This is a genomic window from Asanoa sp. WMMD1127, assembly GCF_029626225.1.
GTDB lineage: Bacteria > Actinomycetota > Actinomycetes > Mycobacteriales > Micromonosporaceae > Asanoa.
This window is the reverse complement of record NZ_JARUBP010000001.1, coordinates 4,296,185-4,319,875: the sequence shown is the minus strand read 5'-3', so window position 1 is coordinate 4,319,875 and position 23,691 is coordinate 4,296,185. Positions and strand designations below refer to the sequence as shown.

At 72.5% G+C, this 23,691-nt stretch carries 25 protein-coding genes; 11 read left to right on the top strand and 14 right to left on the bottom strand.

From position 1 onward, the window contains the following. Positions 1-40: 40 nt before the first annotated feature. Genes O7635_RS20600 through O7635_RS20585 form a run of 4 tightly spaced genes read right to left on the bottom strand, consistent with a single transcriptional unit; the run spans position 41 to position 3,541 of the window. Positions 41-1,414 (bottom strand): NADP-dependent succinic semialdehyde dehydrogenase, encoded by a 1,374-nt coding sequence (locus tag O7635_RS20600; protein ID WP_278082079.1) that lies wholly within the window; start codon positions 1,412-1,414, stop codon positions 41-43. Between the two features lie 9 nt (positions 1,415-1,423). Then, on the bottom strand, positions 1,424-1,711 hold the full coding sequence (locus tag O7635_RS20595; RefSeq protein WP_347405296.1) for a DUF6343 family protein: 288 nt from the start codon (positions 1,709-1,711) through the stop codon (positions 1,424-1,426). Positions 1,712-1,740: 29 nt separating this feature from the next. After that, positions 1,741-2,997 (bottom strand): gluconolaconase, encoded by a 1,257-nt coding sequence (locus O7635_RS20590; RefSeq protein ID WP_278082077.1) that lies wholly within the window; start codon positions 2,995-2,997, stop codon positions 1,741-1,743. Positions 2,998-3,031: 34 nt separating this feature from the next. Continuing rightward, on the bottom strand, positions 3,032-3,541 hold the full coding sequence (locus O7635_RS20585; protein WP_278082076.1) for a DUF1707 domain-containing protein: 510 nt from the start codon (positions 3,539-3,541) through the stop codon (positions 3,032-3,034). Between the two features lie 201 nt (positions 3,542-3,742). On the opposite strand from O7635_RS20585, the gene O7635_RS20580 reads away from it, so the two are divergent. Both O7635_RS20580 and O7635_RS20575 read left to right on the top strand, forming a co-directional pair. Next, on the top strand, positions 3,743-4,966 hold the full coding sequence (locus tag O7635_RS20580) for a sensor histidine kinase (RefSeq protein WP_278082075.1): 1,224 nt from the start codon (positions 3,743-3,745) through the stop codon (positions 4,964-4,966). After that, on the top strand, positions 4,963-5,631 hold the full coding sequence (locus tag O7635_RS20575; protein ID WP_278082074.1) for a response regulator transcription factor: 669 nt from the start codon (positions 4,963-4,965) through the stop codon (positions 5,629-5,631). Before O7635_RS20580 ends, O7635_RS20575 begins: the two co-directional genes overlap by 4 nt. 173 nt (positions 5,632-5,804) lie before the next feature. Here O7635_RS20575 and O7635_RS20570 read toward each other — a convergent pair whose 3' ends face one another. Next, positions 5,805-6,572 carry an EcsC family protein gene (locus tag O7635_RS20570; RefSeq protein WP_278082073.1) on the bottom strand — a complete coding sequence of 256 codons (768 nt, stop codon included), beginning with the start codon at positions 6,570-6,572 and terminating at the stop codon, positions 5,805-5,807. Between the two features lie 150 nt (positions 6,573-6,722). Between O7635_RS20570 and O7635_RS20565 the strand changes: the two genes are divergently transcribed. Beyond that, positions 6,723-7,571: a CBM35 domain-containing protein gene (locus tag O7635_RS20565; protein ID WP_278082072.1), complete on the top strand. Its 849-nt coding sequence runs from the start codon at positions 6,723-6,725 to the stop codon at positions 7,569-7,571. Positions 7,572-7,628: 57 nt separating this feature from the next. Here the strand turns inward: O7635_RS20565 and O7635_RS20560 are convergent, their stop codons facing one another. Beyond that, the gene (locus O7635_RS20560; RefSeq protein WP_278082071.1) at positions 7,629-8,672 is read right to left on the bottom strand and encodes a hypothetical protein; all 1,044 of its coding nucleotides are present in this window, start codon (positions 8,670-8,672) and stop codon (positions 7,629-7,631) included. Between the two features lie 410 nt (positions 8,673-9,082). Here O7635_RS20560 and O7635_RS20555 point away from each other — a divergent pair, with 410 nt between their 5' ends. Beyond that, positions 9,083-10,003, top strand: coding sequence for a PAC2 family protein (locus tag O7635_RS20555; RefSeq protein WP_278082070.1), 921 nt, complete (start codon positions 9,083-9,085; stop codon positions 10,001-10,003). 3 nt (positions 10,004-10,006) lie between these two features. Beyond that, positions 10,007-10,777 (top strand): exodeoxyribonuclease III, encoded by a 771-nt coding sequence (locus O7635_RS20550; protein WP_278082069.1) that lies wholly within the window; start codon positions 10,007-10,009, stop codon positions 10,775-10,777. Here the strand turns inward: O7635_RS20550 and O7635_RS20545 are convergent. Continuing rightward, the gene (locus tag O7635_RS20545; protein WP_278082068.1) at positions 10,774-11,376 is read right to left on the bottom strand and encodes a class F sortase; all 603 of its coding nucleotides are present in this window, start codon (positions 11,374-11,376) and stop codon (positions 10,774-10,776) included. The genes O7635_RS20550 and O7635_RS20545 overlap by 4 nt on opposite strands. Positions 11,377-11,378: 2 nt before the next feature. Continuing rightward, positions 11,379-11,930 (bottom strand): hypothetical protein, encoded by a 552-nt coding sequence (locus tag O7635_RS20540; RefSeq protein WP_278082067.1) that lies wholly within the window; start codon positions 11,928-11,930, stop codon positions 11,379-11,381. Between the two features lie 127 nt (positions 11,931-12,057). On the opposite strand from O7635_RS20540, the gene trmB reads away from it, so the two are divergent. The 5 genes from trmB (at position 12,058) to O7635_RS20515 (ending at position 18,465) form a co-directional block, all read left to right on the top strand. After that, a complete protein-coding gene (gene trmB / locus O7635_RS20535; protein ID WP_278082066.1) occupies positions 12,058-12,690 on the top strand; it encodes a tRNA (guanosine(46)-N7)-methyltransferase TrmB in 633 nt (210 codons plus the stop codon). Continuing rightward, positions 12,687-15,206, top strand: coding sequence for a DEAD/DEAH box helicase (locus O7635_RS20530; protein WP_278082065.1), 2,520 nt, complete (start codon positions 12,687-12,689; stop codon positions 15,204-15,206). Before trmB ends, O7635_RS20530 begins: the two co-directional genes overlap by 4 nt. A gap of 57 nt (positions 15,207-15,263) precedes the next feature. Then, the gene (locus tag O7635_RS20525) at positions 15,264-15,890 is read left to right on the top strand and encodes a hypothetical protein (protein WP_278082064.1); all 627 of its coding nucleotides are present in this window, start codon (positions 15,264-15,266) and stop codon (positions 15,888-15,890) included. A 1,077-nt stretch (positions 15,891-16,967) separates the two neighbouring features. Further along, complete coding sequence (locus O7635_RS20520) at positions 16,968-17,717, top strand: GNAT family N-acetyltransferase (RefSeq protein WP_278082063.1); 750 nt, start codon at positions 16,968-16,970, stop codon at positions 17,715-17,717. A gap of 10 nt (positions 17,718-17,727) precedes the next feature. After that, positions 17,728-18,465 carry a hypothetical protein gene (locus tag O7635_RS20515; RefSeq protein ID WP_278082062.1) on the top strand — a complete coding sequence of 246 codons (738 nt, stop codon included), beginning with the start codon at positions 17,728-17,730 and terminating at the stop codon, positions 18,463-18,465. On the opposite strand, the gene O7635_RS20510 is transcribed toward O7635_RS20515, so the two are convergent. Both O7635_RS20510 and O7635_RS20505 read right to left on the bottom strand, forming a co-directional pair. Beyond that, positions 18,446-19,651: a hypothetical protein gene (locus O7635_RS20510; RefSeq protein WP_278082061.1), complete on the bottom strand. Its 1,206-nt coding sequence runs from the start codon at positions 19,649-19,651 to the stop codon at positions 18,446-18,448. The two genes, O7635_RS20515 and O7635_RS20510, sit on opposite strands and share 20 nt — an antisense overlap. Positions 19,652-19,700: 49 nt before the next feature. After that, positions 19,701-20,444: a BTAD domain-containing putative transcriptional regulator gene (locus O7635_RS20505; protein ID WP_278082060.1), complete on the bottom strand. Its 744-nt coding sequence runs from the start codon at positions 20,442-20,444 to the stop codon at positions 19,701-19,703. A 34-nt stretch (positions 20,445-20,478) separates the two neighbouring features. Here O7635_RS20505 and O7635_RS20500 point away from each other — a divergent pair, with 34 nt between their 5' ends. After that, positions 20,479-20,640: a DUF1059 domain-containing protein gene (locus tag O7635_RS20500; RefSeq protein ID WP_278082059.1), complete on the top strand. Its 162-nt coding sequence runs from the start codon at positions 20,479-20,481 to the stop codon at positions 20,638-20,640. Here the strand turns inward: O7635_RS20500 and O7635_RS20495 are convergent. From O7635_RS20495 to O7635_RS20480, 4 genes are all read right to left on the bottom strand, one after another. Beyond that, the gene (locus O7635_RS20495) at positions 20,637-21,458 is read right to left on the bottom strand and encodes a DUF427 domain-containing protein (RefSeq protein ID WP_278082058.1); all 822 of its coding nucleotides are present in this window, start codon (positions 21,456-21,458) and stop codon (positions 20,637-20,639) included. The genes O7635_RS20500 and O7635_RS20495 overlap by 4 nt on opposite strands. Positions 21,459-21,476: 18 nt before the next feature. After that, positions 21,477-22,502 carry a DUF4331 family protein gene (locus O7635_RS20490; protein ID WP_278082057.1) on the bottom strand — a complete coding sequence of 342 codons (1,026 nt, stop codon included), beginning with the start codon at positions 22,500-22,502 and terminating at the stop codon, positions 21,477-21,479. 99 nt (positions 22,503-22,601) lie between these two features. Then, positions 22,602-23,306 carry a tyrosine-protein phosphatase gene (locus tag O7635_RS20485; RefSeq protein ID WP_278082056.1) on the bottom strand — a complete coding sequence of 235 codons (705 nt, stop codon included), beginning with the start codon at positions 23,304-23,306 and terminating at the stop codon, positions 22,602-22,604. Continuing rightward, entirely contained in the window at positions 23,307-23,654 is a 348-nt protein-coding gene (locus tag O7635_RS20480; protein WP_278082055.1) for a YciI family protein, read from the bottom strand. Positions 23,655-23,691: the final 37 nt, after the last annotated feature.

Below are 23,691 nucleotides of genomic sequence, written 5' to 3'. Positions count from 1 at the left end.
AATCACAGAGATAATTTTGCAAACAGAATTCTGCGATCGCCTAGCCCATCCAGATCGCCTTGGCGTTGCAGAACTCGCGGATGCCCAGGTCGGACAGCTCGCGGCCGTAGCCGGAGTCGCGCACGCCGCCGAACGGCAGCGCGGGATAGGAGGTGGTCATCCCGTTGATGAAGACCTGCCCGGCGTCGAGTCCCTCGACGAACCGCTCCTGCTCGCCCGGGTCGTTGGTCCAGGCGTTGCTGCCCAGGCCGTACTCGGTGCCGTTGGCGAGGTCGAGCGCCTCGTCCAGCGTGGCCACCCGGTAGAGGCCGGCGACCGGGCCGAACACCTCCTCGCCGTACATCCGCATGTCGTGGGTCAGGTCGGTGACCACGGTCGGCGGGTAGTACCAGCCGGGCCGGTCGGGCGCCCGGCCGCCGGTCAGCACGGTCGCGCCCTTGGCCACCGCGTCGTCGACCTGCTCGGTCACGTCGGTGCGGCCCTGCTCGGTGGCGAGCGGGCCGATGTCGGTGGCGGGGTCGAGCGGGTCGCCGACCACCAGTGCGGCCATCCGGTCGGCGAACGCCCGCGCGAACGCGTCGTAGACGTCGGCGTGCACGATGAACCGCTTCGCCGAGATGCACGACTGGCCGTTGTTCTGGCAGCGCGACTTCACCGCGGTCTCGACGGCCCGGTCGAGGTCGGCCGACGGCATCACCACGAACGGGTCGCTGCCGCCCAGCTCCAGCACGGTCTTCTTGAGCGCGCGGCCGGCGATCGCGGCCACCGACCGGCCGGCCGGGGCGCTGCCGGTCAGCGTCGCCGCGCGTACCCGGTGGTCCAGGAGGATGTTCTCGATGGCGTCGGAACCCACCAGCAGGGCCTGGAACGCGCCCGTCGGGAAGCCCGCCCGGTCGAACAGCTCGTCGAGATAGAGCGCGGTCTGCGGCACGTTGGACGCGTGCTTGAGCAGCCCCGGGTTGCCGGCCATCAGGGCCGGGGCGGCGAACCGCATGACCTGCCAGAGCGGGAAGTTCCACGGCATCACCGCGAGCACCGGACCGAGGGGCTCATAACGGGTGTACGCGCGCCGGGCCCCCACCGCACGGGCGTCGACCGGCACGTCGGCCAGGAAACCCTCGGCGTGCTCGGCGTAGTAGCGGCAGGCGGACGCGCATTTGGCCACCTCCGCCTTGGCCTGCTCGATCGGCTTGCCCATCTCCAGCGTCATCAGCCGGGCGACCTCTTTGTGCTCGCCCTCCAGCAGCAGCGCCGCCTCGCGCAACCAGGCCGCCCGCTGGTCGAAGTTGGTCGCCCGCAGTTCCGCGGCCGCCTCCGCCGCGTTGGCGAGGATCTCGTCGATCTGCTTCTCGCCCATCGGCTCGAAGGTCTTGAGCATCTCGCCGGTCGCGGGGTTGGTCGTGGCGATGGCCATGGGACTCCCTTACTCGAAGAGCGAGTGGTGGACGCCCGGCTCGGCGCGGTGCCGGGCCCGGCGGCGGCGCTGGATGACCACGATGTCGACGGCGGCGGTCAGCACCACGACACCGCAGAGCACAGCCAGCACCAGTTGGTCGGCCTGCGCGGCGAGCCAGCACAGCACGGCGAACACGACCAGACCGAAAAGCGCCAGGACGAGTCGCAGGTTCAACGCGGAGTACGGACGCCCGACGGTCCCCCGAGCGCCGCGCGGCTGCCCGGGGGCCTGGCGCTGGGGACGGTTTCCGGTCATACGGGACGACTACCCGTCCCCCGCCACGGCTAACCGGACGGCGGCGGCGTGAAGCGGAACACGGTCCCGCCGTAGTCGTCGCTGACCAGCAGTGCGCCGTCGGCGAGGCGGGCGACGTCTACGGGCCGGGCCCACGGCGCCTCGGCGCCCAGGAAGCCGGTGGCCAGGTCGTGCTGGTCGCCGGGCCGGCCGTCGACCCACGGGAAGTTGATCACCTTGTAGCCGGTGGGCTGGCTGCGGTTCCACGAACCGTGCAGGGCGACCACGGCGCCGAGATCGGGCACGAAGGTCAGGCCGAGCGGGGCCGAGTGGGCCTGGATGCCCACGTCGACCGGGGTCGCCGTCGCACAGTCGGCGGCCGAGCCGTCCCGGTTGAGCTCGTGGTCGCGCTGGTAGGGCATGTCGCGCAGGCCGCCGTCCGGGTTCGGGTTGCAGAACGGCCAGCCGTAGAAGCCGCCCTGCCGGATCTTGATGAACTCCTCGGGCGGGTGGTTGTCGACGTACGCGGTGTCCTTGCGCCCGGTGGCCGGGTCGATGATGTTGTCGCGGTTGTTGACGACGACCCAGAGATCGTGGGTGCCCGGCGCGATCGCCAGCCCCTCCGCGTTGCGGATGCCGCGAGCCACCAGCGCCTTGCCGGCGTTGTGCCCCGTCGCGTCCCACCGGTAGATAGCGCCCCGGATCGGGTCGCTGCGGGTGTCGGAGGCACAGGCGTTGCAGGTCGAGGCGATCGAGACGTAGAGGGTGTCGCCGTCGAGGGCGATGTTCTTGAGCACGTGGCCGTACTTCCCGCCGAGCTCCGGCAGGCTCTCGTCGGGCAGGCCGTCGACCACCACCTCGGGCTCGCCGGCCGTCGCGGCGTCGGCCACGTAGGGATAGCGGACCACCCGGTCCACGGCCGCGACGTAGATCCACTGCCGGCCGCCGACGGTGGCGAGCACCATGTCGTGCGGCCGGTCGAGGCTGGAGAGGAACGTGGTGGGGTGGCCGCCGCCGGCCGGCACGCGGACGACCTGGCCGGCGTCGGGCCGGGAGACCAGCAGCGCGCCGTCGGGCAGCACGAGCAGGAAGCGGGCCTTGGGCACCCGCGCATAGACGTCGGCCGTCCATCCGGCGGGCAGGTTGACGGTGTGGTCGGTGCCGGCGATCGGGACCGGGGCCAGGCCGGCGCCGGGCGACACGCTGCCGGTCGGCGCGATCTCGGCCGGCGCCGCGTCCTTCCCGCAGGCGGTCACCAGGACGGCCAGCAGGGCGAGCAGGGCGACGATTCCGACCGGGCGGCGCATTTCCGCACCCTACCCGGCCGGAACCTCCGTCACATCAATGCCCGTAACGGCCGTGCCCGTACCAGTCGCGGCGCCCCCGCCAATCGCCACGACCCTGTGCGTCGCCCTGCTGGTACCAGTCGCCGCGCGGGCCGCGGGCGTAGTAGACCCGCCGCCCCCGGCCGGCCCAGTGCAGGAAGAACAGCAGCACGATCAGCGGGAACACCGGGAAGAACAGCGCGCCGTTGGCGATCCACAGCGCGGCGAAGAGCACCCCGATGGCGGCGAGCACGCCCGCCCGGCGGCGCAGGAACAGCTTCATCTCGGCCTTCGACTGGGCCTCGGCCTCGGGCGTACGCGCGAGCGCCCCGCGACCGCCGTCGGGCAGGTCCGCCGTCAGCGGGCCGAGCTCGTCTCGGTAGGTCGCGCCGTACGCCGCGGCCAGTCGCTGCTCGCCCTCGTCGAGGTTGAGCCGGCCCTCGGTCATGGCGGCGCGCAGGATGGTCGCGATCTGCTCGCGTTCGGCGTCCGAGGCTCGTAGCCGCGGGCCGTGTGGGGTGGTCATGGGCTCCCTCCGCTCATGTCGACCTCCTACAAGACTGCTCCTTTCCGCGACCGATTGCCTGCGGCCTGTGACGGCTATCCCGCTACTCCGTCAGGAGTAGACGGGTGGGGCGGATGTGGCGTCCCTACGCCCCACGCGGTAGGCCCGGGCCGGCGTCGGGGTGGATTCCCCGCTTGCACAACGTGCCCTACGGTCGGTGCCATGCACGGGCGCGGCGCCGACGAGCGGTGGCCACGCGCGCCCTGGGCCCGGTCCGGGGACGGCCGTCGCTACGGGCGGCACGGCGCCGGGCTGGCCACGCTGGTGTCCCTGGTGCAGGTGGTCGGCGCGGAGGCGGCGGCCCGCGACGAGGGCGCCGAGCTCGGCTATCCCCGCGCGGCGCTGCTGCTCGTGGCCTCGGTCGCGCTGGCCTGGCGGCGGCGCGCCCCGCTGCCGGTGCAGGCGGTCGTGCTCGCGGCGACCCTGGTCTACGCGTTCTCCGGGCATCCCTACGGCCCCTGGTTCCTGGCCGCGACCGCCGCCTACTTCTCCGCCGTGGTGCAGGGTCGGCGCGTGCCGGCGCTGGTGCTGTCGACGGCCGGCGTGATCGCGTACCTCGCCTGTGGTTGGTGGTTCCGCAGTGGCTTCGGCCTGCCGCTCGGGTCGTCGGTGGCGCACCGCGAGGCCGCCGTGGCCGCCGCCTGGTTGATCGCCGTGCTCGCGGCCGGCGAGTTCGGCCGCGGCCATCGTGAGCAGCTCGCGGCGCTGGCCCGGATGCGCGCCGAGCAGCGCCGCATCCAGGAGGAACAGGAGCGCCGGCAGGCGAGCGAGGAGCGGCTGCGGATCGCCCGCGAGCTGCACGACGTGCTCGGCCACCACCTGTCCCTGATCAACGTGCAGGCCGGGGTCGGGCTGCACCTGATCGACCAGCAACCCGAACATGCCCGGGAGGCGCTCACAGTGATCAAGTCGGCCAGCGCGGAGGCGCTTCGTGAGGTGCGGTCGGTGCTGGCGGCGCTGCGGCCGGCCGAGGAGGCGGCGCCGCGGACACCCGGGCCGGGGCTGGCCGGGCTGACCGAGCTGACCTCCGGGGCCGGGTTCCCCGTGGAGACCACCGTGACCGGGGCGCCGCGGCCGCTGCCGGCCGAGGTCGACCGGGCCGCGTTCCGGATCGTGCAGGAGGCGCTGACCAACGTGCGTCGGCACGCCGGGGCCGGGGTGTCGGCGGCGGTGGCGGTGGCGTACGCGCCGGACCGGGTGACGGTCACGGTCACCGACGACGGCGCCGGCGGCGGCGCGGTCGCCGCCGGCCCGAGCGGCAACGGGATCGCCGGGATGCGGGCCCGGGCGGCGGCGCTGGGCGGCACGCTCACCGCCGGCCCGGCCGAGGGCGGCGGGTGGCGGGTCGAGGCGGTCCTGCCCGATCAGGGAGGATCCGGCCGATGATCAGTGTGCTGCTCGCCGACGACCAGGCGCTCGTCCGCGCCGGCTTCCGGGCCCTGCTCGACGCGGAGGCCGACATCACCGTGGTCGCCGAGGCGGGCGACGGGCTGTCGGCGGTACGGGCGACCGCCGCGAACCGCCCCGACGTGGTGCTGATGGACATCCGGATGCCGGGCGTCGACGGTCTCGAGGCGACCCGGCGGATCACCACCGACCCCGCGCTGGCAGCCACCCGGATCGTCATCCTGACGACGTTCGAGCTCGACGAGTACCTGTTCGAGGCGCTGCGGGTCGGCGCGTCCGGCTTCCTGGTGAAGGACACCGAGCCGGTCGAGCTCATCCGCGGCGTGCGGGCCGTGGCGGCCGGGGACGCGCTGCTCTCCCCCGGCGTCACCCGGCGGCTCATCGCCGAGTTCGCGTCGCGCGACCGCCGGGCGGTGCCGCCGCTGCCGCCGCCCGACCAGCTCACCGACCGCGAGCGCGAGGTCGTGTCGCTGGTCGGCGCGGGGCTGTCCAACGACGAGATCGCGGCGCGGCTCGTGGTCAGCCCGGCCACCGCCAAGACCCACGTCAGCCGGGCGATGGTCAAGCTGTCGGCGCGGGACCGGGCCCAGCTCGTGGTCTGGGCCTACGAGGCCGGCCTGGTCCGTCCATCCTGGACGGACTAGGGCCTGTCCTGCCGATCAACGTGAGCCGAGACGGAGTCCAGGTGTCGTCTGGTGGTGGCCCAGAATTGCCCGGATACCGGTGTTGTATCCGGGTGATTCTGGGACGCCGCCAGGCGGCGGCTGGGCCCGTCGCAGGCCGCGTTGATCGGCAGGACAGGCCCTAGGCGCAGCGGTCAGCCCTCGCGTTGGCTCGGCAGCTGGGGCGGCGTCGGCCACCAGGTGGCCTGCGGGCGGTAGAGCTCGCGGGTGCGGCGGGCCAGGTCGGTGGTGGCCGACGAGTTGGCCCAGGTGCCCAGGATGATGGCGGCGCCCGGCACGATCTTCGCGAAGATCCGCTTGGCGGCCCGGATGCCGGCCATCTGGGCCAGCTTGACGCCGAGCTTGACCAGCACCCGGTGCATCGGGGTGCCGCCGCCGCGCAGCAGCGTGCCCGCCCGCTCGCGGCCGGCCGCGACGCCCAGCGCCAGCCGCGCGGTCTCGGCGAGCTTGTGCACCTTCTGCAGCACGAGCAGGTCGGTGGCCCGTTCGTCGAGGCGCGGGTCCACGCCGTAGGCGGCCGCGATGTGCAGCACCATTCGGGCCTGGTTCCAGGCGAGCACGCCGACGTCGACGACCGCGCCGGCGATGCCGGTCGCGCCCGAGACCGCGCCGGAGAGGCGGGCCAGGTTGACGAACCGCTTCACCGCGAGGTCGGCCAGCGCGTCCGGTGGGATGCCGGGCTGTTCCGCGCGCACCCGGGTCTGCCACTCGTGTGCCTCGGGGCCGAGCCGGCGCACCGCCTCGAGCGCGAGGTGCTCCGGCGCGTACTGCGGGTCGGCCTTCATCTTCTCCCACAGCCCGGCCGGCGGCGCGTTGGTGCCGGCGTCGACCGCGGGCGCGGGGTCCGATGCGGACGGCGGCGTGGGGGGCGGGGTGTCGGCACCCGTCTCTGGGTGGGTCACGGCGTCCTCCGGGGGATGTGGGGGAGCACTCTTTGTACCCCAACGGCGCCAGCGGCGAACCCGTCGACCGGCCGGCGCGCCCGTTCCGTGGTTCACCTCGACCACGGTTTGCGGTAGCGTGCCCGCCTGACTGACCGTGATCCACCAACCGTGAGGGTGCGCATGTCCACGGCCGGCGAGGAACCCGGCGAGCTGCGGATCGGCGGCTGGCTGCCACCGGCCGAACCGCCGGAGGCGGCTGACGACGCCGCGGTCACCCAGATGATTCCGGCCATTTCGGACGATCCCGAGCCGGTGCCCCCGTCCGCCGCGGCGCCGGAGTCCCGGCCGCGCCGGATCGGCCGGCGCACCATGCTGGCGGTCGTGGCCTCGGTGACCACGGTCGCGGTGGCGGCCGGCGTACCGCTGCTGATCTCGGCCCTCGACCAGCCGTCGCCCGAGGACCGGGTGCTGCCCGCGCCGAGCACGTCGGCCTGGACGGAGGAGGCGCCGACGCCGGCGCCGACCACCGGCCGGCCGACGAAGCCGCCGGCCAGCCGGGGCGCGGTCCGGGCGCCGGCCCACGCCACGACGCCGCCGGCCACGCCGACCAGGGGCGCGCGCCAGGAGACCGTCCAGGTGCGGACGGAGTCGTTCGAGGCCGAGGACGCCGACCTGGACGGCTGGGCCCGGACCCGGCACGTCGACGCGGCCTCGGGCGACGAGGTGGTGACCGGGGTCGGCTACCGGCGCGGCGAGCTGACCTTCACGGTGCAGGTGGCCCGGGCCGGCGACTACGACGTGGTGATCGCCTACGTGGCCGACGAGCAGCGGCGGGCCGCGATCGAGGTCAACCGCGACTTCGTCGGCCGGGTCGACTTCCCGTCGACCGGCAGCCGGGAGACCGTGCGGACGATGACGGTCCGGCTGCCGTTGGCAGCCGGACCGAACACCATCGAATTCGGCAACTCGGACGGGTGGGCGCCGGACTTCGACCGGATCACCCTCCCGACGAGCTGACGAGCTATCTGACCCGTCCTCAGCCGGCTAGCCGCTCCGCGGCGAGCCGCCTTGCGGTCACTTCATCAGGGCTTCGACGACCTGGGTCGCGCGGTACTCGTGCTGGGCGTAGGCGTCGGGGAACGCCGACACCTGCACCGTCTGGGCGGCGGCCGTCAGCGGCATGTCGTCCCAGTTCGGCACCTGCTTCAGGGCGTCGAGGAAGGCGCCGGCCGAGTACGACGGGTTCATCAGGTTCTTGACCGAACCCCAGCCCGACGTCGACCGCTGCTGGAACAGGCCGACCGAGTCGTGGTCGGAGCCCTGACCCTCGTGGTGGTAGTCGTAGGACTCCGGCACCGCGGTGCTGGCCAGGTTGAGCAGCTGGCTCTCCTGCATCGAGGTCGCCACGGCGATGACCGCGCCGCGCTCGCCCATGCCGCGCTTCTCGGCGGCCTTGACGATCTGCATGGCGTTGTTCATCTGGGTCTGGCTCAGGCCCATGACCGGCTTCGGCTGGGTCGGGCGCACGGACTTGGCGGCCTTCTTCTCGGCCCGCTTCTCGCTCTTCTTCTCGCTCTTGTCGTGGGCGGCCTTGCGCTCGCCCTGCGGCTTCTCCACCGACGGGGTCGGCTTGTCGGCGCCCTTCGAGCCACCGGCGTGCTGGCCGGCGGCCGAGTGGTCGCCGCCCGAAACCGGCGGGGCCGTCGGGAAGTGGCTGATCTCGGCCTTCTTGGCCGAGTCCACGGCCGCGACGGCGGCGCTGGTGGCCCGGGTGTCCGAGTGGTCGCCCGAGGTGGCGGCGGCCGTGCCGGCCGCGGCGGCCACGCCGACGGCGGCCAGGACGCCGCCCGCGATCGCGACCCGCGCGGGGCCGCGCTCGTTCAGGACACCGCGCATCTTGTCGTACGCGGGCAGGGCGGTCATGCGGTCCCGGGAAGCGGTCCACATGCCGGCCGCACGCTCGGCGTACGGGCTGGTCTTGATCGAGCCGGCGGTGCGGGCGAGCCGCTCCTGGAGGCGGCGGGCGCCGGTGGTCCGTTCGGTGGTGGGGGTTTCGGCTGAACGGTCCGCGGGGGTAGCGGCGCCGTTCTCGTTCTCGAGGGTGTGGTCGTCACGCATTGGACGAGGCTAGGCAGACGCCAAGCCGATTACCCACTGTTATTTAGTGGCTGTTGCCACAAAAGCCGAATACCTAATCGGTCAGTCGATATCGGGCGCTCACTGCCCGCACATAGCCACGCGTAAGAGGCAAGTCGGAAATCAGGCTGTGGTGGGCATCCTTGCGGGCTTTCGTCCGGTATTGACTACACGTACCGTGACCATCGATCGGGTCCTCCGTTCGGCCGATCCGACCCTCCGCCGGCCGCCCCACGACGCCGCTCCCGTCGTCAAGTGACTACTCTGCGTATAGAAATGACCACTCGCGCGAAGCGCGGACCGGCCTCACGTCAGCCGCTGCCGGAATGCAGGAAGATGGACGCGTGGTTCCCCCTACGGAACCTGTCACCACTCAAGGAGGAAGGACCGCGGTGCTCGATCCGCACGCGCTCTACGAGCTTTCCGGCGACCTGCCCGACCTGGGCGAGCCGGTGCTGATCCAGACGCTGTCCGGCTTCGTCGACGCCGGCAACGCCACCCGGCTCGCCCGCGAACATCTCCTGGCCACGACCGAAAGCCGCGTCGTCGCGACCTTCGACATCGACCAGCTGCTCGACTACCGGTCCCGGCGCCCCCCGATGATCTTCGTGGAGGACCACTGGGAAGAGTACGCCGACCCGGTGCTCGAGCTCCGCATGCTCCGTGACGACGCCGGCACTCCTTATCTGATGCTCGGCGGCCCCGAGCCCGATCTGCACTGGGAACGGTTCACCAAGGCCGTCATGGCGCTGATCGAGCGCTTCCGGGTGGGCGTCACCATCGGCCTCAACTCGATCCCGATGGCGGTGCCGCACACCCGCCCCGCCGGCGTCACCGCGCACGCCACCCGGCGCGAGCTGATCGGCGGCTACGAGCCCTGGCTCCAGCGGGTGCAGGTGCCGGGCAGCGCGGGCCACCTGCTCGAGTTCCGGCTCGGCCAGGCCGGCCGCGACGCGATCGGGTTCGCCGCCCACGTGCCGCACTACGTCTCCCAGGCCGAATACCCGGCGGCCGCCGAGGTGCTGCTCTCCTCCGTGTCCCGCACCACCGGGCTGCTGCTGCCCACCGAGGGGCTGCGGACGGCGGCCGAGGCGGTCCGGGTCGACATCGACCGCCAGGTCGAGGAGACCAACGACGCGGCCGGCGTGGTCCAGGCGCTGGAAGAGCAATATGACGCCTTCAACCGCGGCCGGTCCGGCAACAACCTGCTCGGCCCGCAGACCGGCCCACTGCCCACCGCCGACGAGCTCGGCGCCGAGCTGGAGCGGTTCCTCGCCTCCCAGCCCCGGCCGGGCGACAACCCGGGGACCTGACCCATGCGACTCGCCACCTGGAACGTCAACTCCGTCAAGGCGCGCGAGCCGCGCCTGCTGGCCTGGCTCGACGACAAGAAGCCCGATGTCGTCTGCCTCCAGGAGGTGAAGTCGACCACCGAGCAGTTCCCCACGGAGCAGGTGGGTGAACTGGGTTACACCGCGGCCACGCACGTCGACGGCCGGTGGAACGGGGTGGCCATCCTCTCCCGGGTCGGCGTCGACGACGTGGTGCGCGGCTTCCCCGGCGAGCCCGGCTTCCCCGACCCGGAGACCCGGGCGATCTCGGCGACCTGCGGCGGAGTGCGGGTCTGGTCGATCTACGTGCCCAACGGGCGTACGCCGGACGACCCGCACTACCAATACAAGCTGGCCTGGTTGGCGGCCCTGCGCGACGCGGTGGCCGCCGACCTGGCCGGCGGCGGCGACCTGGCCGTCTGCGGCGACTTCAACGTGGCCCCGACCGACGCCGACGTCTGGGACCGCTCGGTGTTCGTGGGCTCCACGCACGTGACGGCCCCGGAGCGGGCGGCGTTGGCCGCGCTGCTCGACACCGGCCTGCGGGACGTGGTGCCCACCCCGATGAAGGGCCCGTTCCCCTTCACCTACTGGGACTACCGGGCCGGGATGTTCCACCAGAACAAGGGCATGCGCATCGACCTGGTGTACGCGACACCCGCGCTGGCCGACCGGGTCGAGGCGGCCGTGGTCGACCGGGAGGCCCGCAAGGGCAAAGGTCCGTCCGACCACGCGCCGATCATCGTCGACTTCTAGTCGTCCCTGGCCTCGACCAGCGAGGCGAAGACGATGATGTTGTCGACGTAGCCGGTGCTGCCGCCCTTGAACTCGCCGCCGCAGGTGATCAGGCGCAGCGCGGGGCGGCTGAAGTCCGCGTAGATCTTGTCGATCGGCTGGTCGGCCTTCTTGTATCTCTCCACCGAGTTGACCTCGAAGACGGCCACCGAGTCGTCGCGCCGGACGACCTCGACGCGCGCGCCGGGTCGTACCTTGGCCAGGTCGTGGAAGATCGACGGGCCGGTGCGGGTGTCGGCGTGCCCGACCAGCACCGCGGGGCCATATTGCCCCGGTGTCGGGCTGTTCTCGAACCAGCCGGCCTGGTTGTGCCTGCCGAGCGACGGCACCTCGATCGACCCGTCGTCGGCCAGGCCCACGTCGTGGACGGGCGCGTCGACCTTGAGCGACGGGATCCGGATCTCGACCGGCCGGCTGGGCTCCATCACCGGGAACCGGCCGGGCGGCGGCACGTCGTCAGGGCCGAAACCGCCCTTCTGGAGGATCCCGGCGAACGTGGCGAGCCCACCGACGGCGATCAGCATCACCGCCAGCGGGCCGCTGAGCCTGCCCTTGCCCATCGCTACGCGGCGCGGCGCCGGCGCAGGGTGACCACCGCCAGCACCAGGCCGGCCGCGAGCGCGGTGACGCCGCCGGTCAGCACGAGGGTGCTGTCGTCGTCGCCGGCCGTGCCCCCGAACCCGGTCGCCGGGCCGCGGCTGGGCCGGCTGTCGTTGAGCACGTTGAGGTTGGTCTCGGCGGTGCCGCCCATGAAGCCCGGGCAGTCGAGCACGACCCGGTAGGAGCGCGCCCGGGTGTCGGCCGGGATGGTGACCGTGCCGGTCAGGTGCCCGAACTGCGGCTCGACGGTGACCTCGTCGAAGGCGGTCGAGTCGACGGTCGCCGCCTCGGTGTCGCCCGGCGGGTCGTCGTCGGCGTCGGTGCAGCTCGCCTTGATGCCGACGAGGTAGCCGGCCGCGACCGTGCTGGGGGTGAGCTCGAGGAACACCCCCGCCGGAACCGGCTCGGTCGTCGGGGTCGGTGTCGGCGCGGGCGCCGCCAGCGCCGGCCCACCGGTGACGACCACGAGCCACCCGACCAATGCGATTGTTGCCAGCGCCCGACGACCGGACATCTTGACCTCCCTGCCGCCCGTGCGTCGATTGTCGCATTTGGAGCGCCGACGCGACACCTGACAAAATCGCTCGGTGAGTGCTATCGCTGTCGCCCATATCCGGACCTTCCACAACCGTGGCGGGCGGATGGGTGATCGGCATCACGATGCGCTGTCCCGCCTCTGGCCGTCCTTCGGCGTGCCGGTGTCCGCGGCGCCGTTGGACGCGGCCGCCCTGTTCGGCCGCACCGCGCCGCTGGTGGTGGAGATCGGCTCCGGCATGGGTGACGCGACCGCGGCGATGGCGGCGGCCGATCCGGACCGGGACTACCTGGCCGTCGAGGTGCACGTTCCCGGCATCGCGTCGCTGCTCAGCCACATCGAGGCGCGCGGGCTGACCAACGTGCGGATCGCCCGCGGCGACGCGCTCGACCTCGTGCGGCAGATGCTGCCGCCGGACCGCCTCGACGCGATCCACGTCTTCTTCCCCGACCCGTGGCCCAAGCTCAAGCACCACAAGCGGCGGATCATCCAGCCGGCGCACGTCGCGCTGCTGCGGTCCCGGTTGGCCCCGGGCACTGGCGTACTGCACTGCGCCACCGACTGGGCGCCGTACGCCGACTCGATGTTGTCGACCCTCTCGGCCGACCCCGAACTGGTGAACACGACCGACGGTTACGCGCCCCGGCCGGCGCACCGGGCCGTCACCCACTTCGAACGACGGGCCGCCCGGCAGGGACGCGACGTGTTCGACCTGGTCTTCCGCAGGCGCGCGGCGTGACGACCCTCGCGGACCTGGTGCCCGCCGAGGTCACCCCCGACAACCTGTTCGAGGCGTTCGCGGCCTGGGCCGGCGAGCGCGGGTTGACCCTCTATCCCCACCAGGAAGAGGCGTTGATCGAGCTGGTCTCCGACGCCAACGTCATCCTCAACACGCCGACCGGCTCCGGGAAGTCGCTGGTGGCGACCGGCGCCCACTTCGCGGCGTTCGCCACCGGGCGGCGCACCTTCTACACCGCGCCGATCAAGGCCCTGGTCTCGGAGAAGTTCTTCGACCTGTGCCGGATCTTCGGCGCGCACAACGTCGGCATGCTGACCGGCGACGCGGCGGTCAACGAGACCGCGCCGATCATCTGCTGCACCGCGGAGATCCTGGCCAACATCGCGCTGCGCGACGGGGCGTACGCCGATGTCGGTCAGGTCGTGATGGACGAGTTCCACTTCTACGCGGAGCCGGACCGGGGCTGGGCCTGGCAGGTGCCGCTGATCGAGCTGCCGCACACGCAGTTCCTGCTGATGTCGGCGACGCTCGGCGACGTGTCGCGGTTCGAGAGCGACCTGACCCGGCGCACCGGACGACCCACCTCGGTGGTCAAGTCGGTCGAGCGGCCGGTACCGCTGCTCTACTCCTACGCGGTCACTCCCCTGCACGAGACGCTCTCCGAGCTGCTGGAGACCCGGCAGGCGCCGGTGTACGTCGTGCACTTCACCCAGGCCGCCGCGCTCGAGCGGGCCTCGGCGCTGACCTCCGTCAACGTGGCGACGCGGGCCGAGAAGGACGCGATCGCCGCCGCCATCGGCAACTTCCGGTTCTCGGCCGGTTTCGGTCGCGTGCTGTCGCGGCTGGTGCGGCACGGGATCGGCGTGCACCACGCCGGAATGCTGCCGCGCTACCGCCGGCTGGTGGAGACGCTGGCCCAGGCCGGGCTGCTCAAGGTGATCTGCGGCACCGACACGCTCGGCGTCGGCATCAACGTGCCGATCCGGACGGTCCTTTTCACGGGACTGTCCAAATACGACGGCACGCGGGTGCGGCTGCTGAAGGCGCGCGAGTTCCACCAGATCGCCGGCCGGGCGGGGCGGGCCGGGTTCGACACCGTCGGCACGGTGGTGGTGCAGGCACCCGAGCACGTGATCGACAACGAGCGGGCGCTGGCGAAGGCTGGCGACGACCCTCGCAAGCGGCGCAAGGTGGTCAAGAAGAAGCCACCGGACGGCACGGTGGGTTGGGGACGGCCGACGTTCGACCGGCTGGTCGAGGCGGAGCCCGAGCCGCTGCAGTCGTCGTTCCACGTCTCGCACGCGATGCTGCTCAACGTCATCGGCCGGCACGGCGACCCGTTCGCCGCCATGCGGCACCTGCTGACCGACAACCACGAGGAGCCGGCCGCGCAACGGCGGCACATCCGCCGCGCCATCGCCATCTACCGGGCGTTGCTGGCCGGTGGTGTCGTGGAGCGGGTGGACCCGCCGGACGCGGCCGGGCGCACCGTGCGGTTGACCGTCGACCTGCAGGCCGACTTCGCGCTGAACCAGCCTCTGTCGCCGTTCGCGCTGGCGGCGATCGAGCTGCTGGACCGGGAGTCCCCGGATTACTTCCTCGACGCGCTGTCGGTCATCGAGTCCACTCTGGACGACCCACGGCAGGTGTTGTCGGCGCAGCAGCACAAGGCCCGCGGTGAGGCCGTGGCGGCGATGAAGGCGGAGGGCATCGAGTACGAGGAGCGGATGACGCTGCTCGAGGACGTGACCTATCCGCGGCCCCTGGCGGCGCTGCTCCAAGACGCCTACGACATGTACGCCCGCGGCCATCCCTGGGTCGCCGACCACGAGCTGCGGCCGAAGTCGGTGGTCCGGGACATGTACGAACGGGCGATGACGTTCGGCGAGTTCGTGTCGTTCTACGGACTGTCCCGGTCCGAGGGGTTGGTGCTCCGCTACCTGGCCGACGCCTATCACGCGCTGCGCCGGACGGTGCCCGAGGACGCGCGCACCGAGGAGCTGTGGGACCTGATCGAGTGGCTCGGCGAGCTCGTGCGCCAGGTCGACTCCAGCCTGCTCGACGAGTGGGAGCGGCTGCGCGATCCGCAGTCGGTGGAGGAGGCGGTCTCGGATGTCGAACGCCCACCGCCGGCCGTGACCCGCAACCGCCGCGCCTTCCGGGTCCTGGTGCGCAACGCGCTGTTCCGGCGGGTGGAGCTGGCGGCGCTGCGGGACTGGGAGTCGCTGGGCGAGCTGGACGGCGCGGACGGGTTCACGGCCGCGGAATGGGCCGCGGCGCTTTCTCCCTATTTCGAGGAGTACGCCGACATCGGCGTCGGGCCGGACGCGCGTGGCCCGTCGCTGCTGCTGATCGACGAGAAGCCGGACCGCTGGGAGGTCAGGCAGATCTTCGACGACCCGGAGGGCGATCACGACTGGGCCATCGAGGCCACGGTCGACCTGGCGGCCTCGGACGCCGCCGGAGTCGCCTCGGTGACCGTAACGCGGGTGGGCACAGCGGCGACTTTCGATTAGAATAGGTGTACGAAAATCGCCGCTGACCAGCGGAGATCTTGGAAGCTGGAGGGCCACGTGACCGCACCCGCCGTCCCTTACGCCACTCTTCTCGCGTTCGCCCGCTACGTCGACCGCACGGGCCCGGCCAAGGCCACTTTCGTCGGCGGCCTCCGCAAGCAGCGCGAGTCCCGCTCCGGCTTCAACCCACACGGCCAACTCATCAAAGCCCTCAAAAGCGACATCGCCTTCCACGGCGCCGGCCGCCACCTCCACGCGGTGGTCAATGAGGTCAAGCCCCGCTGGAAGCCCCTCTACGAGGCCCTCCTACCGGGCGCCCTGACCTACCTGTCGACCCTGGAAAAGGGCACGGAGCTGGCCCAGACCCGCGACGCGATCGCCATGCTGGGCGACCTCCCGGTCAAGATCAACCCGCACTTCGGCCTCCGCCACCCCGACGGCACCGCCGAAGCCGTCCGCCTCCACATGGACGAACAACCCCCGAGCCGCGAAACCATCATGGCCACCCTCCACCTGATGTCCCGCCACATGGACCAGGTCCTCCCCCACGCCGACCCGGTCCTGGTCGACCTCCGCCGCGGCGTAGCCCACCACCCCGACCCCTCCACCAAGTCGGACCAGGTCGAACGCTGGCTAGCCGGCGAAGCCGCCGCCTTCCGCGCCACCTGGTCCGTAGCCGCCTAACGCACCCCAGCCACCCACCCACCGCGTCAGCCAAGACCGGGTAGACAACGGCCGGCCGGCAAAGCCGCCGCCCTCCCCACCACCTGGTCACACCGCCTCACCAGCCCCCAGGGCGTCCGCCCCCAACCGGCGGCCAACACCAACAGCCAAGCAACCGCCGGCGCCAAGGCCGCCGCCTATCCACCACCTGGGTAGTCGCCGCCTCACCAGAACCCACCGCCCACCCAAAACCGTCGGTCAAGCCCGACCGGGGTGGGCGACGGCCGGCCGGAAAAGCTGCCGCCGACCATCGGGTCTGTCGCCGTTTGGGCAACCCGCGTTCCCGCACTTGATCCCCGACCCACCGGGCCAAGGACGTCAGCGGCTTTCCGCACACCTGGACAGGCGCCGGCCCGTCGCTCAGGGCCAAGCAGACCGCGCGAAGGCTGCCGTGCGAGCCCGCCGGGTCATTGCTGCCTGGTCACCCTGCTGCGGCAATTGACCGGTGAGCGATTGCCCCGCACTGGGTTGTCACAAAGGGCGCGCGGGGCTGGCACGCGCAAGCTCGCCTGTTCAGGCGCCGCCCGACCACCGTGGTCGCGGAGTTCACCCACGCCGGCCCATCGGCCAGGGACGGCCGGATCAAACGATCGCGGCTCGCGCATCCCAACGCCACGGCCGCGCCATAGGGCATGGCCAGTCGATCGAAGCAGCTGCTCGGTGGTTCGGCCTGCCGGCCGAACAAGGGCGTGACCACGGAGTCAGGCCCACCTTGCGGAGGCATTCCATTTCTTCGGAACGCCAACCTCACGGCGTCCGACTGGCTTGCGCCCCGCCAGCCGGCGTGGCGCCGGTCGAAAGGACTCGATAGAAGCCGCGCTGTGCCGCGGCATCGGCAGAGAGCGCGGCGCGGGTCTTGACTCTCCAGTGCCGCCGGCGTGTCGGTGATCCGGCGTGTCGCTGAGCTGGATGAGTGTCCTTTCGAGCGGACATGTTTGGCATGTAGCCACATGCTGAAGCATGTGCGCTCCCGTGGCGGCACCTGCCGGCGCCGGATTGCGTTGGCGGCGGAATCAGCCGGCGCTTAGGGTTTCCGCCGTGCCCCTCACCGACGACTTGCTCCAGGCCGACGACGGCACCGCGCTGGCGCGGTTGTGGCTTCACGACGACGACGGCGAACGCGTGGCGGGCGGTGTCCGGCCCGAGCCGGGCGTTCCGGTCGCGCGGGTGGCCGAGCAGGCGCGCCGCGACCTGGCCGGGCTGCGGCTGGAGACGCCCGACGACGACCTGGCGGCCGCGCTGGTGGCCGGCGGGGTTCCGCTGGAGCGGTCGGCCACCGAGCTGCGGCACGACCTGGCCGACCTGCCCGCGCCGGCGCCGTTGCCGGACGGTTGGGCCTTCGCCGCGGCCGGCTGGGACGACGATCTGGCCGCGGCGACCGCGGCGGCTTATGCGCCGGGTCATCCCGACGGCGGTTGGACCGAGAACGACACCGCGACCGTACGCGGGATGTTCGAGTCGGCCGACCCCGTCCCGCCGCTCGCGCCGGCGTCCGCCCGGCTGGTCGGCCCCGACGGGCGCAGCGCGGGCCACGTGCTCTGCGCCGGGCCGGTGCCGTGGACCGCCTACCCCTGCGCCTGGATCCTCAACATCGCCGTCGGGCCGGGTGGGCAGGGGCGCGGCCTCGGTCAGGCCCTGCTGCTGCACGCGTTGCACGGCACACGATCCGCCGGCCTCCCGGCGCTCGCCCTGTCGGTGGCCGACGGCAACCCGGCGCGCCGGCTCTACGACCGGGCCGGCTTCACCGAGGTCACGCGCGTGCTCACCCTGCGGATGCCGGCGGCCTGACGTGGAGATCGTGACGCGCACCGACCGGCCGGACCTCGACGCGCATGCCGCCGAGGTGTTCCGGGAGCGCTGGCCGGAGTTCATCTTCCACGACGACGTACCCAAGCAGTACCTGAGCCGGGTCGAGGAGTTCTTCGCCCGCTACGACATCATGGTGCTCGACGACGACGGCGCCGTGGTCGCGGGCGGCTGGGGCGTCCCGCTCGCGTGGACCGGCGACGTCAATGACCTGCCGTCCGGGTACGACGACGCGATGGTCCGCGCGGTCGAAGGACACGAGGCCGGCACGGCGCCGACGACGCTCAGCTTCATGGCCGCGGCCGTCAGCTCCACACACGACAGACGCGGACTGGCGACCACCGTGCTGACGGCGTTGACCGGCCGCGCCCGCGAGGACGGCCTGACCCACGTCATCGCGCCGCTGCGGCCGACCTGGAAACACCGCTACCCGCTGGCGTCGATGGCGGAGTACGCCGGATGGACCCGTGCCGACGGCCTCTCGATCGACCCGTGGATCCGCACACACCAACGCATGGGCGCCCGCATCCTCGCCCCGGCGGCCCGCTCGATGGTCATCGAGGGCACGGTCGCCGAATGGGAGAGCTGGGCCGCCATGCCGTTCCCCGTGACCGGCGACTACGTCGTCCCGGACGCCCTCAACCTGGTCCACATCGACCGCGGACGGGACAAGGGCGTCTACGTCGAGGAGAACCTCTGGGTCCAGCACGTCACTCCAGCACACCGATGACCGCGGCGGCACCGTCGAGCGCCAGCAACTCGCCGGTCACGGGGTGGCCCGTGACCGGCTGAAAGCCCGGCACGTGCCCGATCCGTTCACCGGTGGTCGGGTCCCACTCGGTCAACCCGTCCTCCGCACTCGCGAAGAGCCGTTCACCGACCGACAGCAGGCGCCCCACCGGTCCCGCGAACTCGACCAGGGGCGTCGACCCGGTCGGGTCACAGACCGTCGCGCCCGGGATGAGGCCTGGGTCGGCATCGGTGCCGAGCCCGCGCAGGACCAGGCGGTCGCCGCACCAGACGATCGGTTCGTTCCAGTCCGGACGCTGCCCGAGGCGCTGCCGGCTGCGGCCGTCGGCCGGCTCGTCCGGGTTGGCCAGCCACGACGCGACCGACCAGACCAGCGGCATCCCGACGGGGCTCCAGACCCAACCGTCGTCGGCGATCCAGCGCCCGTCCGGCGAGACCGACAGCTCCCCGTGGAAGTAGTCCATCGACCGACCGTCGTCAGCGTGGAGCCGCCGGCCGGTCGCGGCGTCGGCGATGGCAAGCACGTTCCATGAGGTTCCGTGGACATACGCCTCCTCGCCGCCCGGCAGCGCGAGGAACGCGAACGGGAACCGTTGCGTGCCGGGGTGGTAGGAACCCCGGTCCAGCGACGCCACGACCCGCCCGTCGGCGAGGTCGACCACGACACCGTGCCGGCCGAAGTCGACGACCACGGCGCAGAATCGGCCGGACGGTGACGCGTGCAGGCGCAGGCGGGGCGGCAACTCGCGGAAATGGCCCTTCGCGGGCACCGCCGGCAGGTCGATGGGGATGAAGCCGGGCCGCCCGAGAACGCCGGCCTCGGTCAGCAGCAGCCACCCATCGGGGACCGGCGCGATGTCCAGCGGCGCGACAGGCAGCTTCCGCCGCTCCAACCGAACCCCGATCGCGCCCGGCCGGGAAAGGATCGCGGGCGTTCCGCGGTAGCCCTCGCAGAAGTTGTCCTCCGCCGAACGCTCCACACAGCCTTCGCAGGCCACCATCAGGTCCGGTGTGGACTCCGCGCACGCGGTGCACACGACCTCGTAGTCGGTGCCATGCCCCGTGAACAACCGGAAATACCCCAGCTCCGCGTCGGGCGCCAACAGGTGCCGGCTCACCCGCCGCGGCCCGACCAGGGCGGCGTGGCCGCACGGCAGCAGCTCCATCGCGCCATCATGGCGCACCACGGTCGCGGCCGCGCAAGCCTGCTCGTCGTCAGCCCAGCCGCAGCAGCGCGGCGTGGGCGTCGCGGACCGCGGCGCACGGGTCGACGCCCAGCTCGTCGCGGAGCCGCACCCGAAGCCGTTCGTACGCGGCGAGCGCCTCGGCCACGTTGCCCCGTGCGGCCAGGGACCGCATCAGCAACAGATGTCCCGTCTCGCGCAGCGGCGCCGCCGCCACCAGGTCGCGGGCCGCGCGTTCGGCGCCCGGCAGCTCGGCGCCGCCGATGCCCAGGCAGGCCGTGGCGTAGCACTCGAGCGCACGGGCGTAGACCTCGCCCAGCTCGGCCCGGCGCGCCTCCGCCCACGGGAGCGTCGCCTCCGGCAGGAACGGGCGGGCGGCCACGAACCGGCCGGTCAGCGCCGCCGACCAGGCCCTTCGCCACTCCCCCACGGCGACCGCGGACTCGGCCCGGTGCACCGCGGCCACGGCCGTCTCCACGTCGACGACGGCGGCGGGCGGCAGGTCGACGGCCAGCTCCGAGCGGCCCCGCAGGACGGACGGGCCGGTCGCCGCGCGTACGCGGGAGATCAGGGCGTTGAGCGCGGACCCGGCGGCCGGCGGCGGGGCGTCACCCCACAGCGCCGCGGCCAGTTGCTCGCGCGGGACCGGCCGGGGGCGGTGGAGCACCAGGTACGCGAAGAGGAGCCGGCCCTGGCGGCCCGGCAGCGTCACCGGCCGCCCGGTCAGCTCGACCAGCAGCGGGCCGCACAGTTGGACCCGCGTCGCCGGGTGCATGCGACACCTCCCGCGTCGCGGAAGAATGGACCTGATGACACGGCAGGTCCGATGCGAGTGTGGCTTCGTCGCCCGCGGCGACACCGACGAAGCCGTCATCGAGCTCGTCCTGCGACACGTCGCCACGGAACACCCGGATCTCGCCGAGACCGAGACCGCCGACGACATCCGGGGCTGGATCGAACTGGTGCCTTAGGACTCGACCCCGAACTCCTCGCGCATCGACCGCACGATCGCGCCGCCCGGACGCTCGCGCAGCTTGCCGTCGACCGAGACGTCGAGGACATCGTCCCAGAACGCGACCAGGCCGGCGATCGGCCTGGCATCGGGCAACGGCTGCTGGTAGGACCAGACGACGTTGGGCCGGGACGCGGTCGACCAGTAGGACGCCTGGCCCTTGTAGGGGCAGTAGGTGAGCTGGTCGCTCGGCGTCAGGTCGGCCACCACGTCCTCGCGCGGCAGATAGAAGCGGACCGGCAGGTTGGTCTCGAACACGAGCACCGGCCGGGTGGTCTCGGCGAGCAGCACGCCGCCGTCCTCGATCCGCACGTGCCGCGAGCTCGCCCGAGCGTCGACCCGGTGGTAGGGGTCGCGCGGGTGCCCGTGCAGCTCCTCGTCCTCCTCGAGCCACTGGTCCATGGCGTCGAAGTCGAGCACCACGTAGTCGCGCAGGTCGGGGTCGTCCGGCCGGAAGCCCGCCTCCGGGCGCTCGACCCCGCCGGCCGAGATCGACACGGCCGCGCCGGGCGTGGAGTGCACCGAGAACGGGATGCCGGGGTGCAGCAGGCCCGGCCCGCCCGGCGTCACCGGCCCGGCCGGCGTGACCGACGCGCGCAGGTCGGCCGCGGGCACCGCGTAGGTGGGCGTGATCCGTCGCGGCTCCCACACCAGCACCGCGTCGGTGGTGTCCACAATGGTCTCGTCGCCGAGCACGGCCCGGACCCGTTTCTCCGTCGGTTCGTGCCGCAGCTCCTTGAACCGCTGGCCCATCGCGTCGCGCATCCGCGTACTCATGTCACCACCTTGGCGCAGTCAGCCCGCCGGCACCACCCACGGGAACGACTCCTGCCGGTTGTCCGCCGCCACCGACGGGTCGAGGCCCGAGCTCGTCGCGGCGTCGAGCATCATCGAGAACATCACCTCGGGCGCGTTGTCGGCCAGCGTCCGCCCGTTGATCCCCGTGAAGCCGTAGCTCGCCGGCGTGCCCACCGTGTAGGGCAGCACCTCGGGGAAGATCCGGCGCGCGACGAGCTGCCCGTAGCCGTCCGGGTCGGCCGAGTTCCCGTTGTTGGCGGCGACGAAGGCGGCGATCTTCTCCGCGATGTACTTGCCGTCCTCGTTGAAGTCCTGCGACGGGTGCCGCCCGTTCGCGGGGTTGCTGAAGTCGAGGTCGTCGGGCCAGAAGATCGGCCACATCATCGGCAGCCCGAACCGGTTGATCTGGTGCCAGCCCTCGTCGTCGGACAGCTTCGTGGCGCACCAGACGCCGATCTCGGCGCCGGGCCGCAACCGCGGATGGTCGTACGACACCTCGAGCAGGATCGTGTAGACCTGGGTGCCCGCGAAGCTGTTCTTGGGCCGGCCCGCCCGCCACTCGGTCAGGTCCATCTTGGCGCCGTCGCGCACCGCGGCGTTGATCACGAACAGCTCGTCGAGGTCGATGTAGAACGGGTCGTTGATCCGCCCGGCCCACGCCCGCACGTTCTCGCCGGCCGCCTCGGCGCCGGTGCGGCCGGATACGACCACGCGGCCGCTGCCGTTGTCACCGTTGGCCTCGTTGCCGGTCAGCTCGCGCACCTCGTACGCCTGCTGCCCGTCGTCGCCGCGCGGCTCGAACGTCACCCGGTAGGTCAGGTCCTCGTGCTCGGCGCCGTCGAAGTGGACGCGGAACTCGTAGCGCGCCTCGGGATGAAAGCCCGGCATCACCTCGGCGCCGGTCACGTTCGAGTTGACGTCCATCATGAGCACCGTGCACCGCTCGCCACCGAAGACGTAGAGGTCGTCGATGAACAGCTGACCGCGCTGTGGCGCCTGTGGCGTCGGGAGATGGTGGGACATGGCGGCACTCCTTCGCAGCCCCGGAACTGCACCGTCGGCAGCTTCCGACGCTACCGGCGGACGCCTGTCGAGCCGGGCGGAACGAGCCTTCGCGAGGTTTCACCCGGCGATCACCAGAGCACCCCGCAGGGCGGCGATGTCCGCGTCGGTCAGGCCGTGCGCCCGGGCCCAGCCACGCCCGTCGCCCCAGCGCTCGCGGATCCGCTCCAGCGCGGTCGCCATCATCGGCGCCGCCGGGTGCCAGTTGAGCCCGTCGGGCCAGTCCGGCGGCCAGGGCTCGCCCATCGCGAGCGCGTCGCGCCGCAGCCGCTCGTTGATGGCGTCGACCGCGTCGGCCGTCCGGGCGTAGTCGGCGCAGATCACCTCGTGCGGCACCCCCACGAGGTCGAGCAGGATCGCGACGAACACGCCGGTGCGGTCGCAACCGGCGGCGCAGTGCACGAGGGCGGGCAGGGCGTCCGGATCGGCCAGCGTACGCAGGGCCGCCGCGACCACCTCTCCCCGCTGCGCGAGGACGCCCACGTAGAACGCCGCCCGATCGGAGATGTCGGTGATGTCGCCGAGCGGCACCGGGACGTAGCGCAGCGGCGCCGACGCGAGCGGCCCGCGCCCGTGCCGGGCCACCTCGCTGTCGTCCCGCAGGTCGACAACGGTCGCCAGCCCGTAGTCGCCCGTCAGCCGGGCGGCCTCGGCCGACGTCAGGTGGGAGACCGCGTCGCTGCGGTAGAGCCGCCGTGGGCCGATCACGCCGTCGCCGGCCGGCAGTCCCGCCAGGTCGCGGAAATTCGGCAGGTTCGGGAACACCTACACCTCCGCCGTCGAGCGGGGCAGGCGCACGGCGGTGAACGCCGCCCCACCGGCCGGCACCAGCCACGTCATGGCCTCGACGGCGAGGCGGCCGGCCTGGACCGCCGGGTCCTGCCCGTAGAGCGCGCGGGCGGTGGCGAGATCGGTGGCCAGCACGCAGATTCCGCGCAGCCGCTCGTCGGTCTGGTCGGTCAGCGGTCCCGCGACGACGAGCAGCCCGCGGTCGGCGAGATCGGCCTGGTAGGCGAGGTGGGCGTCCTGGACCGCCGCGGCCGCGTCTTCGGACAGTTCGGGCGCGTCCGGGGGACGGACCAGCACCACCAGCGTGTGGGCATCGAAGCGCATGCGCCGCAGCCTAGCGCTCCTCGACTTTGTATCGTAA